This window comes from Paraburkholderia rhizosphaerae (assembly GCF_004366595.1).
GTDB lineage: Bacteria > Pseudomonadota > Gammaproteobacteria > Burkholderiales > Burkholderiaceae > Paraburkholderia > Paraburkholderia rhizosphaerae.
The window spans coordinates 21,697-33,579 of record NZ_SORE01000044.1; the positions used below are offsets into that span (position 1 = coordinate 21,697).

Here is an 11,883-nt window from a genome sequence, read left to right on the forward strand (position 1 = left end):
GCAGAGTCGAAAAAGCGCTCAAAAAATGGCAAAAAAAGCGCGCCGAAAATAGGCACCGGGGCGGCGCCCGCTTGAGCGCCGCCCCGGCTCACAGCAGCGACGCGAATCAGCCGTGCTGCATCGCGTCGAGCGCGACGTTCAGCTTCAGCACGTTCACGCGCGGCTCGCCGAACAGGCCGAACTGGCGGCCGCTCGTGTAACGGTCGACGAGTGCCTGCACGTCGGCCGGCGGCAGATTGCGAGCCTTGGCAACGCGCGCAACCTGATACGCCGCGGCGGCGGGCGTGATCTCGGGGTCGAGACCGCTGCCCGACGACGTCACCAGATCGACCGGTACCGGCTGCGACATATCGGTGCCGGCATCCTTCAACGCCTGGATGCGCGCCTTCACGTTATCGGTCAGCGACGAGTTCAGCGGACCCAGGTTCGACGCGCTCGAACCGCTCGCGTTATACGGGTTCGGGCTGGTTGCCGACAGACGTCCCCAGAAGTACTTCGGCGCATCGAACTGCTGGCCGATAAGTGCGGAGCCGGCCACCTTGCCGTTCTGTTCGATCAGGCTGCCGTTCGCCTTGTGGTTGAACACGGCCTGCCCGAACCCGGTCATCACTGCGGGATACGCGATGCCGGTGATCACTGCAAACACCACGAACAGCACGATCAGTGGGCGAAACATGGATTTCATGATGGGTTCCTCAATTCAACTTGCGCGCCGCATCAGGCCCAGCCGAGCGCGGCGATCACCATGTCGATCAGCTTGATGCACGGGAACGGCAGGATGATGCCGCCGAGGCCGTAAATCAGCAGGTTGCGGCGCAACAGCGACGCGGCGCCGATCGGCCGGTACTTGACGCCCTTCAGTGCGAGCGGAATCAGCATCACGATGATCACCGCGTTGAAGATCACCGCGGACAGGATCGCCGAGGACGGCGTCGTCAGATGCATGATGTCGAGCACGCGCAACTGCGGATACGTCGACGCGAACGCCGCGGGGATGATCGCGAAGTATTTCGCGACGTCGTTGGCGATCGAGAACGTGGTCAGCGACCCGCGCGTCATCAGCATCTGCTTGCCGATCTCGACAATCTCGATCAGCTTGGTCGGGTTCGAGTCCAGATCGACCATGTTGCCCGCTTCCTTCGCGGCCTGCGTACCGGTGTTCATCGCCACCGCGACGTCGGCCTGCGCGAGCGCCGGTGCGTCGTTGGTGCCGTCGCCGGTCATCGCGACCATGCGGCCTTCAGCCTGGTGCGCGCGGATCGTCGCGAGCTTCGCTTCCGGCGTCGCTTCCGCGAGGAAGTCGTCGACGCCCGCTTCGGCTGCGATCGCCGCGGCGGTCAGCCGGTTGTCGCCGGTCACCATCACGGTCTTGATGCCCATCTTGCGCAGTTCGGCAAAACGTTCCTTGATGCCGCCCTTCACGACGTCCTTCAGCTCGATCACACCGAGCACGCGCGCACCCTGCTCGCTCTTTTCGGCGACCACCAGCGGCGTGCTGCCGCGCCGCGCGACTTCGTTCACGGCGTTCTGCACTTCAGCCGGGAAACGACCGCCGCGGGCTTCGACGTACGCCTTCACCGCATCGGACGCGCCCTTGCGGATCTCGCGATCGGCGAGGTCGACGCCGCTCATGCGGGTCTGCGCGCTAAAACCGATAAACACCGGATGCAGCGCCGCCATATCGCGCTGGCGGATATTGAAGCGCTGCTTCGCGAGCACCACGATGCTACGGCCTTCCGGCGTTTCGTCGGACAGCGATGCAAGCTGCGCCGCATCCGCGAGCGCTTCTTCGGTCACGCCCGGCGCCGGCACGAACGTCGAAGCCTGGCGGTTACCGAGCGTGATCGTGCCGGTCTTGTCGAGCAGCAGCACGTCGACGTCGCCGGCCGCTTCGACTGCGCGGCCCGACGTTGCGATCACGTTCGCCTGCATCATCCGGCTCATGCCGGCCACGCCGATCGCGGACAACAGACCGCCGATGGTGGTCGGAATCAGGCAGACCAGCAGCGCGACCAGCGCGGTAATCGTCACCACGTGACCAGCCTTCACCGCCTCGACCGCGAACATCGAGAACGGCAGCAGCGTGGCAGTAGCCAGCAGCAGCACGATGGTCAGCGCGACGAGCAGAATGGTCAGCGCGATTTCGTTCGGCGTTTTCTGACGCTTCGCGCCTTCGACCATCGCGATCATGCGGTCGAGGAACGCTTCTCCCGGGTTCACCGTCACGCGCACGACGATCCAGTCCGACAGCACGCGCGTGCCGCCCGTGACCGACGAAAAGTCGCCGCCCGACTCGCGGATCACCGGCGCGGACTCGCCGGTAATCGCCGATTCGTCGACCGATGCGACACCTTCGATCACTTCGCCGTCGGCCGGAATCGTGTCGCCGGTTTCGACCAGCACGACGTCGCCCTTGCGCAGATCGGTGGCCGTCGTGATGCGGATCGGCGCCTTCGGATGCGGCTCGTTCAGCTTCTTGGCCATCACGTCTTTCTTCGCGCTGCGCAGCGACGCGGCCTGGGCCTTCGAACGGCCTTCGGCGAGCGCCTCCGCGAAGTTCGCGAAGAGCACCGTGAACCACAGCCACAGCGTGACGGCGAGAATGAAGCCCGCCGGCGCCTCTGCCTGGCCGACGAGCGCGGCAAGCCACAGGATGGTGGTCAGAATGCTACCGACGTACACGCAGAACATCACCGGATTACGGAATTGCGTGCGCGGCGTCAGTTTCTTGAAGGAGTCCACGATCGCCGGGCGCAGTAGCGCCGGATCGAACATGGACCGGGTTGCGGAATGTTCAGTCATTTGTTCCTCGAATATTCTGTGGTGCGAGGTCCGTCATCACTGGCCGAGAATCATCATCAGCTGCTCGATGCCAGGACCGAGCGCAAGCGCCGGCACGTAAGTCAGCGCGCCAACCAGCAGCACCGTGCCAAGCAGCAGCACGACGAATAGCGCACCGTGCGTCGGCAACGTACCGGCCGTCACGCCAAGCCGTTTCTTCGCGGCGAGCGACCCGGCGATAGCCAGTGCCGGCACCAGCGAGCCGAAGCGGCCGAACCACATGCAGATCGCGAGAATCACGTTGTAGAACGGCGTGCTCACGGTCAGACCTGCGAACGCACTGCCGTTGTTGTTCGCGGCCGAACTGAATGCGTAGAGGATTTCCGAGAAGCCGTGCGGACCCGGGTTCGCGATACCGGCCTTGCCCGCATCGGTCAGCACGCCGATCGACGCACCGACCAGCACGAGCAGCGGCGTCAGCAGGATCATGATCGACACCATCTTCATCTCGTACGCCTCGATCTTCTTGCCGACGTACTCGGGCGTGCGGCCGATCATCAGCCCCGCGACGAATACCGCAAGCAACGCGAACGCAAGCATCCCGTACAGACCAGAACCGACACCGCCGAAGATCACTTCGCCGAGCTGGATCAGCAACATCGGGACAAGTCCGCCCAACGGCGTCAGCGAGTCGTGCGCATTGTTGACCGCGCCGCACGATGCCGCCGTGGTCGCCACCGTGAAGATGCCGGACTGAGCGATACCGAAGCGGGTTTCCTTGCCCTCCATGTTGCCGCCCGTTTGCAGCGCGCTCGCGTTCTGATCGACGTGCAGCGCTGTCAGCAGCGGATTGCCGGATTGCTCGGAGCCGATCTCGATCGCCACGCACGACGCGAACGCGATCGTCATCACCGCGAGCACCGCGATACCCTGGCGTTTGTCGGCAACCATCCTGCCGAAGACGAGACACAGCGCCGCCGGGATCAACAGCATCGAGATCATCTGCACGAAGTTCGCGAACGGCGTCGGATTTTCAAACGGGTGCGCGGAGTTCGCATTGAAGAAGCCGCCACCATTGGTACCGAGCATCTTGATCGCTTCCTGCGACGCAACTGGGCCCATCGCGAGCGTCTGTTTCGTGACCGGCGTGTCGACCGTCACCGGATTGCCCTTCGCATCCTTGACCGGATTGCCTTGCGCATCGAGCTTCGGCGCAGCGTAGGTCGTGGTCTGCAGCGTCGGCACGTCCTCATACGCCTTGAAGTTCTGGATCACGCCCTGGCTCATGAAGATCGCGGCGATGATCGCGGACATCGGCAGCAGCACATACAGCGTGATGCGCGTGATGTCGACCCAGAAGTTGCCGATCGTATTCGCGGAGTGCCGCGCAAAGCCGCGAACCATCGCGATCACCACGACGATACCGGTAGCCGCCGACAGGAAGTTCTGCACGGTGAAGCCGAGCATCTGCGTCAGATAGCTGACCGCCTGCTCACCCGAATAGTCCTGCCAGTTCGTGTTGGTGACGAAGCTGACGGCCGTGTTGAATGCTGCGTCGGGCGTCATTGCGGTCATTTGCTGCGGATTGCCAGGCAGCAAGCCTTGCACGCGCAGAATCAGGTACAGAAACAGCATGCCGAACACGTTGAACGCAACCGTGACGATCGCGTACTGCTTCCAGCCCATTTCCGCGGACGAATTGACGCCCGCGATGCGATACAGCAGCTTTTCGAGCGGGCCGAACCAGCGCACAACGCGCGAGCTGCCGTCCATTACGTTGGTGATATAGCGCGCGACGGGCACCGCCAGCGCGAGCAGCACGATGATGAAGATCGCCGGCTGCAGGACATTATTGGCATTCATTCAATGTCCTCCGCGCGCAGTAGCGCATAGACCAGATAAACGAAAAGGAGCGCCGTCGCGGCGCCGGATAGCCAGAGGATCCAGGTCATGAGCGCGCTCCTTGTCCCCGCCGGAATTGCATCAGCTTCGAGCAGCCGGCGACGAGCCCGAAGGTGAGCACCGTGAATATCACGAGGCCCCCGACATACAGCACATCCATTTCATGTTCCCCATTGTTGGCTATGGATGCGGAACGTTATTCCGATTCAGATAAAGGCCTGGTCAAAGATGGTTTGAACGGCGTAAAAATCACGTAAACGAAAAAGCCGCCCCACTGGAAGGTGGGACGGCTACGGGGTGCGACAGCAGGGCGCGTCAGCGGGCGGCGGGCGGGCCGCGCGTGACCAGGTAAAAAGTAACCGGTTACGGCAACAGGACGGTCGAGCCGGTCGTGCGCCGTGCTTCGAGGTCCTCATGAGCCTTCGCGACATCGGCGAGCGCATAGCGCTGGTTGACGCTCGTTTTCACCTTGCCCGATACCAGCACGTCGAACAGTTCGGACGACATCGTCTCGAGGTCGCTGCGTTTGCCGATATAGCTAAACAAGGTGGGCCGCGTAAAAAACAGCGAGCCGCGTCCAGCCAGATCTTGCGAATCGATCGGCGGCAACGGGCCCGACGAATTGCCGAACGTAACGAACAGACCCAGCGGCGCGAGGCAATCGAGTGACCCGGTGTACGTGTCCTTACCGATCGAATCGTATACGACCGGCACGCCCGCGCCATTCGTGATCTCGCGAACGCGTTTCGTGAAGTTTTCACGCGTATAGACGATCGGGTAATCGCAACCGTGCGCTTTTGCAATGTCCGCCTTTTCGTCCGAGCCGACCGTGCCGATCACGGTTGCGCCGAGCGCCTTCGCCCACTGGCACACGAACAGGCCGACGCCACCCGCGGCCGCCTGGATCAGGATCGTATCGCCGGGCTTCACGCGATACGTGCGGCGCAGCAGATACTGCGCGGTCAGACCTTGCAGCATCACCGATGCGGCCTCTTCGTAGCCGAGCGCGTCGGGAATCTTCACGACGTTAGCGGCGGGCATCACGCGCTCCTGCGTGTACGCGCCCGGCGGACGTGACGCATACGCGACGCGATCGCCGGGCTTCAGATGCGTGACACCGCTGCCCACCGCGACCACTTCGCCCGCGGCCTCCATGCCGAGCCCGCCCGGCAGCGGCAACGGATACAGCCCGTTGCGGAAGTACACGTCGATGTAATTGAGGCCGACCGCATGCTGCCTGATGCGGATTTCGCCGTCGCCCGGCTCGCCCACGTCGACGTCGACCCACTTCATCACTTCGGGGCCACCCGTCTTGTCGAATCGTATTGCCTTGACCATCGTTCCAATTCTCCAGTTCGTTCAGACTCGCTGCTTCATCCGCAGCGTCAATACATCGAGAATCATCCGCGCGGTCGAGATGTTCGTCGCGCACGGCACGTTGTGGACGTCGCACGCTCGCACCAGCGCGTTGATGTCGGGTTCGTGCGGCTGCGGCGTCATCGGGTCGCGCAGGAAAATCACCATATCGACACGGCCTTCGGCAAGCTGCGCGCCGATCTGCAAATCGCCGCCGTTCGGTCCGGATAGCATCCGCTCGACTGGCAGCCCGTGCGCCGCGGTGACCCGTGCGCCGGTCGTGCCGGTCGCAAGCAGATCGCATCGCTTCAACGTATCGGCATATTCGCCGGCCAGTTTTACGATGTCGTCTTTCTTGTGATCGTGCGCGATCAGTGCGATACGAGTTGTCATTGTTCGATTCCCCCTGGTTTGTTGTTGACTGCTTTTAACTTGCTTCTGACTGCTTTCAACTGCATGTCACTGCGTGCGGCGGCTTGGGTGTTAATGCGCCGCTTGTGTCCCGGCTTGTGTCCTTGCTTGTGTCCTTGCTTCGGTCCGCGGTCGAGGCCGGGTATCGGCCTTCCGTTTCGTGCGCTTTGGCACCCGCGGGTTCGTCAGAAAGTGCCCGGATAAGCGCCGCCATCGATCAGCAGATTCTGTCCGGTGATGTAGCCCGCATGCCTGCTGCACAGAAACGCGCAGGCGCGGCCGAATTCGTCCGCGGTGCCGAAACGGCCAGCCGGAATGCCCGCCTCGCGCCGCTTGCGCGCTTCGTCGATCGTGATGTTCTGCGCCTTTGCATAGCCGACCAGCGTGGCTGCGATGCGATCCGTATCGAATGCGCCGGGCAGCAGGTTGTTGATCGTCACGCCATGCGGCGCGACCTTGCGCGCAACGCCCGCGACGAAACCGGTCAACCCGGAGCGCGCGCCATTCGAGAGCCCCAGCACATCGATCGGCGCCTTCACCGACGAGCTCGTGATATTCACGACCCGGCCAAAGCCGCGCGCGATCATCCCGTCGATGGTCGCGCGGATCAGTTCGATCGGCGTCAGCATGTTCGCTTCGAGTGCGCTGATCCAGTCGTCGTGCGTGAAGTTGCGAAAGTCGCCCGGCGGCGGCCCGCCCGCGTTGGTCACGAGAATGTCCGGCTGCGGGCACGCGGCAAGCGCGGCGGCGCGGCCCTCGGGCGTCGTGATGTCGCAAGCGACCGATTTCACGGTCGCGCCGCTCTTTGCCGCGATGCGGGAGCGAATGTCGCCGGCGGTCGCTTCCAGCGTGGCCGCGGTGCGCGCGACGATCACGATATCCACGCCTTCGGCCGCAAGGGCCTCCGCGCAACCGCGGCCGAGCCCCTTGCTCGCCGCGCAGACCAGAGCGGTACGCCCTGCGATTCCCAGATCCATGTGAGTGCCCTTGGTTGATATGCGTGACCAGGTGCGGCCTTCGGTTTTACCTCCTGGCCGCCTGTTATCTGGCTGTCAGTTTTGCTGACAAGCATGCCTACAGGCTTGCTTACAGGCTTGCTGACCGGGTGACGGACCAGCCGCCGTGACCGATACCGACCGCCGTTGCCCCGATTCTAGAAGAATCGACGCGGTGCTGCCCGAGCCCGCGCGATCGGCAAAAATCCTGCGTTTCATCTGGCGATACTTTCGGTAAACTTGCACGCGTGGCGCACCGGTCTTCCGGTCGCCTGCGGTTGCGCGCTGCAAATTCGTGCCGCAGTTGGTTTCGCTCTTCCCGTTCGCTGTTCGGCGACACGCAGTTGCGTTGCGTGACGTCGGGTTATGTTGCGTGATGTTGCGTTGTGGTCCGTCCTGCATTGACGCTCTTCGGTGCCGTTTATGCAGCGCGCCACTTGCGACGCGAGCATCCCGGACAAGAGCGGCAGGCAACGTGGCAAGCGCAGGCAGCAATCGCCTTTTTCAACATCGTTCGCCGCCGTTCGCCCCATGTGCCGCGGTGAAATGTTTCGTCGTCTCGATCCTTCGCCCCGCGCCGCGCCATGACACAAAACAGCCGTTTTCCGAATCTCTTTATCCTCGATCATCCGTTGATCCAGCATAAGCTCACGCATATGCGCGACCGCGATACGTCGACGCGCACGTTCCGCGAGTTGCTGCGCGAGATCACGCTGCTGATGGGCTACGAAATCACCCGCAACCTGCCGATGACCACGCGCCGCGTCACCACGCCGCTGGTCGAGATCGATGCGCCGGTGATCGCCGGCAAGAAGCTCGCGATCGTGCCGGTGCTACGCGCGGGCGTCGGCATGTCCGACGGGCTGATGGAGCTGATCCCGTCCGCGCGGGTCGGCCATATCGGTGTGTACCGCGATGCGGATCATCGTCCGGTCGAGTACCTGGTGCGGCTGCCGGATCTCGAGGACCGCATCTTTATCCTGTGCGACCCGATGGTGGCGACCGGCTACTCGGCGGTCCATGCGGTCGATGTGCTGAAGCGTCGCGGCGTGCCCGGCGAAAACATTTCATTTCTTGCACTGGTCGCGGCGCCCGAAGGCGTGCAGGTGTTTCACGACGCCCATCCTGACGTGAAGCTTTTTGTCGCATCGCTCGATTCGCATCTGAACGAGCACGCTTACATCATCCCCGGCCTCGGCGACGCCGGCGACCGGCTGTTCGGCACGAAGAACTAACCGGCGCCCGGCAAGGTATTCATCGGCCCGACAACCTCCGTTCAGCCGGCATCGCCCCGCCACGCGGAGCTTACATCGCGCCGCGGCACGTATCGCGCATCTGTCGCGCATGGCCGCATGTTAAAATCGCAATCCGCTCATTGAGCGGTTCTCTTGCCTGAATCGCCTCGTGCATCGCACGGCTACCGGTGGTAGCGGTCGTGCGCCAAGGCCGGTGCGGCGCTTGCGCGGGTCTTTGCAGTTCCGGCGTGCCGTTGCGCGGCGGGGGTTGCCGCGGCAATCGGCACGCGAGTCAGCGCGTCGCTGCACTCTTATGCCGCCGCAAGGCGGCCTCCGGTCGGCGGCAGGGCACACGCAGGGGCGCATCGAACGCATCGGCATCAGACATATCGGGCATATCGGACATTCAGGCGCGCCTCGCGAAACGCGCCCCACATTGCACAACATCACGCGACGACAATTGCATGCGTGCGCCGCGCCAGGCGCGCGCGCTGGAGAAAGGTATGGCGGGTCATTCGAAATGGGCCAACATCAAGCATAAAAAAGCAGCAGCGGATGCCAGGAAAGGCAAAGTCTGGACGCGGCTGATCAAGGAAATTCAGGTTGCCGCGCGCATGGGCGGCGGCGATATCGACTCGAATCCGCGTCTGCGGCTCGCGGTCGACAAGGCGTATGACGCCAACATGCCGAAGGACAACATCAACCGCGCGATTCAACGCGGCACCGGCGGCGTCGACGGCGCGAACTACGAAGAAATCCGCTACGAAGGCTACGGCATCGGCGGCGCGGCGATCATCGTCGACACGATGACCGACAATCGCACGCGCACGGTCGCCGAAGTGCGGCACGCGTTTTCGAAGTTTGGCGGCAATATGGGCACCGACGGCTCGGTGTCGTTCATGTTCGATCACATCGGACAGTTCCTGTTCGCACCGGGCACGCCGGAAGAAAAGCTGATGGAAGCCGCGCTCGAAGCGGGCGCGGATGATGTCGTGACAAACGACGACGGCAGTATCGAAGTGCTGTGCCCGCCGAACGATTTCCCGAAAGTCAAAAGCGCGCTCGAAGCGGCGGGTTTCAAGGCCGAACTGGCTGAAGTCACGATGAAGCCGCAGACGGAAGTCGAGTTCACCGGCGACGACGCGGTGAAAATGCAGAAACTCCTCGACGCGTTGGAGAATCTGGACGACGTGCAAGAGGTCTACACGAACGCGGCGATCGTCGAAGAGTGAGCGACGCGTCGCGCCGCGTCCGCATCGCTCACGCTGAAGTCACGCGGACGGTCCGGCGTTCCCGCAATTTGTGTTGCCTTCGTCACAGGCTGCCGACGCGAGTTGTGCGAATCTTGCAAATATTTTCGGTTTTTGGCATTCGGGGAATCTCATGAAGTTACTCGTCGTCGGTTCCGGCGGTCGCGAACATGCGCTGGCGTGGAAGCTCGCGCAGTCGCCGCGGGTACAGCTGGTCTATGTCGCGCCGGGCAACGGCGGCACCGCGCAGGATGAGCGCCTGCGCAACGTCGACATCGTCGATCTCAACGCGCTCGCCGACTTCGCGGAGCAGGAGCAGATCGCGTTCACGGTGGTCGGGCCGGAGCAGCCGCTCGCGGCCGGCATCGTGAACCTGTTCCGCTCGCGCGGTCTGAAAATCTTCGGGCCGTCGCGCGAGGCTGCGCAGCTCGAAAGTTCGAAAGACTTCGCGAAAGCGTTTATGAAGCGTCAGGGCATTCCGACCGCGGAATATGAGACCTTCTCCGATACCGCTGCCGCGCACGCTTATATCGATGCGAAAGGCGCGCCGATCGTGATCAAGGCTGACGGCCTCGCCGCCGGCAAAGGCGTGGTGGTCGCGCAGACGCTCGACGAAGCGCATGCGGCGGTCGACATGATGCTGTCCGGCAACAAGCTCGGCGATGCCGGTGCGCGCGTCGTGATCGAAGAGTTTCTGGCGGGCGAAGAAGCGAGCTTTATCGTGATGGTCGACGGCAAGCACGTGCTGCCGCTCGCGTCGAGCCAGGACCACAAGCGCTTGCTGGATGGCGATGAAGGCCCGAACACTGGCGGCATGGGCGCGTACTCGCCCGCGCCGATCGTCACGCCGCAATTGCATGCGCGCGTGATGCGCGAAATCATCCTGCCGACCGTGCGCGGCATGGAGAAGGAAGGCATCCGCTTCACCGGCTTCCTGTATGCGGGGCTGATGATCGACGCGCAGGGCAACCCGAAGACGCTCGAATTCAACTGCCGGATGGGCGACCCGGAAACGCAGCCGATCATGGCGCGCCTGAAAGGCGATTTTTCGAAGGTCGTCGAGCAGGCGATCGCCGGCACGCTCGACACGGTTGAACTGGAATGGGACCGCCGCACCGCGCTGGGCGTCGTGCTCGCCGCGCACCACTATCCGGATGCGCCGCGCAAAGGCGACCGGATCAGCGGCATTCCGGCGGAAACGGCCGATGCGGTCACGTTCCATGCCGGCACGACGCTCGCGAATGGCAAGCTGACCACGTCGGGTGGACGCGTGCTATGCGTCGTCGGGTTGGCGGATTCGGTGCGCAGCGCGCAATCGGTCGCGTACGAGACGATCAATCAGATTTCGTTCGACGGGATGCAGTACCGGCGCGATATCGGTCATCGCGCCGTGAATCGAAAGCATTAGCCATGCGTCAGCACTGAGGCCGTATCAGGGCGGCGGCGGGCCGGGTCGCACAGAAATACATTGTCCGCGTAGACCCGGCGGGCCGCTGCGCGGCGAGGTCGCCGCTTTCTGCCCAGGTGGTGAGCACCTGATCGCCCCGCCGGCGCTAAACTTCGCTCAGACTTGCGATGAACGGATCGCGGGCACGCGATCGGCATGCACCGGCCGGTGACCGCCGTCAGCCATGTCGACGTGCAGGTCGCGGGTCGGCGAGCGCTGTCCGGCAAGCGTCGGCGGTATGCGATGGTGGGTGCGCCGGTAAGCACCGATTTTGCAATGATCGGACACCGTAACCCTGAGTCGCCGCGATGCCCGACGCCGGCGCATTGCGTGCCGGGCTTTCGCGGCATGAGCGTTGTGTGTTCCGCGTTTTTCCTTTTGACGAACAATCCGCCGCGTCCCGGGTCACACGCGGCGCACCTGGACCTGATGACAGATTCAACTTTCGACGCGACGGCTGTGCGCAGCTGGCTGCGGGACCTGCAAACCCGTATCGCCGATGCGCT

The 11,883-nt window shown here is 63.5% G+C and carries 11 protein-coding genes; 3 read left to right on the forward strand and 8 right to left on the reverse strand.

Going from position 1 to position 11,883, the window contains the following annotated elements:
• Window positions 1–106: 106 nt before the first annotated feature.
• From kdpC to BX592_RS32380, 8 genes are all read right to left on the reverse strand, one after another.
• Window positions 107–685 carry a potassium-transporting ATPase subunit KdpC gene (gene kdpC, locus BX592_RS32345; RefSeq protein ID WP_134197350.1) on the reverse strand — a complete coding sequence of 193 codons (579 nt, stop codon included), beginning with the start codon at window positions 683–685 and terminating at the stop codon, window positions 107–109.
• 32 nt (window positions 686–717) lie between these two features.
• Entirely contained in the window at window positions 718–2,802 is a 2,085-nt protein-coding gene (gene kdpB / locus BX592_RS32350; RefSeq protein WP_134197352.1) for a potassium-transporting ATPase subunit KdpB, read from the reverse strand.
• A 36-nt stretch (window positions 2,803–2,838) separates the two neighbouring features.
• Window positions 2,839–4,644 carry a potassium-transporting ATPase subunit KdpA gene (gene kdpA / locus BX592_RS32355; protein ID WP_134197354.1) on the reverse strand — a complete coding sequence of 602 codons (1,806 nt, stop codon included), beginning with the start codon at window positions 4,642–4,644 and terminating at the stop codon, window positions 2,839–2,841.
• The gene (gene kdpF, locus BX592_RS32360; RefSeq protein ID WP_007175651.1) at window positions 4,641–4,733 is read right to left on the reverse strand and encodes a K(+)-transporting ATPase subunit F; all 93 of its coding nucleotides are present in this window, start codon (window positions 4,731–4,733) and stop codon (window positions 4,641–4,643) included. Before kdpF ends, kdpA begins: the two co-directional genes overlap by 4 nt.
• Window positions 4,730–4,843: a potassium ABC transporter ATPase gene (locus BX592_RS34745; RefSeq protein WP_134197355.1), complete on the reverse strand. Its 114-nt coding sequence runs from the start codon at window positions 4,841–4,843 to the stop codon at window positions 4,730–4,732. The genes kdpF and BX592_RS34745 overlap by 4 nt, the downstream gene beginning before the upstream one ends.
• A gap of 203 nt (window positions 4,844–5,046) precedes the next feature.
• Window positions 5,047–6,021: a quinone oxidoreductase family protein gene (locus tag BX592_RS32370; protein ID WP_134197358.1), complete on the reverse strand. Its 975-nt coding sequence runs from the start codon at window positions 6,019–6,021 to the stop codon at window positions 5,047–5,049.
• Between the two features lie 21 nt (window positions 6,022–6,042).
• Window positions 6,043–6,432: a methylglyoxal synthase gene (locus tag BX592_RS32375; protein WP_134197360.1), complete on the reverse strand. Its 390-nt coding sequence runs from the start codon at window positions 6,430–6,432 to the stop codon at window positions 6,043–6,045.
• A gap of 203 nt (window positions 6,433–6,635) precedes the next feature.
• Window positions 6,636–7,427, reverse strand: a complete 792-nt coding sequence (locus BX592_RS32380) for an SDR family oxidoreductase (RefSeq protein ID WP_134197362.1) — start codon at window positions 7,425–7,427, stop codon at window positions 6,636–6,638.
• 602 nt (window positions 7,428–8,029) lie between these two features.
• On the opposite strand from BX592_RS32380, the gene upp reads away from it, so the two are divergent.
• From upp to purD, 3 genes are all read left to right on the forward strand, one after another.
• Window positions 8,030–8,680 (forward strand): uracil phosphoribosyltransferase, encoded by a 651-nt coding sequence (gene upp / locus BX592_RS32385; RefSeq protein ID WP_134197364.1) that lies wholly within the window; start codon window positions 8,030–8,032, stop codon window positions 8,678–8,680.
• Between the two features lie 503 nt (window positions 8,681–9,183).
• Window positions 9,184–9,912 (forward strand): YebC/PmpR family DNA-binding transcriptional regulator, encoded by a 729-nt coding sequence (locus tag BX592_RS32390; protein ID WP_134197370.1) that lies wholly within the window; start codon window positions 9,184–9,186, stop codon window positions 9,910–9,912.
• 151 nt (window positions 9,913–10,063) lie between these two features.
• Entirely contained in the window at window positions 10,064–11,338 is a 1,275-nt protein-coding gene (purD, locus tag BX592_RS32395) for a phosphoribosylamine--glycine ligase (RefSeq protein ID WP_134197366.1), read from the forward strand.
• The last annotated feature ends 545 nt before the right edge of the window (window positions 11,339–11,883 follow it).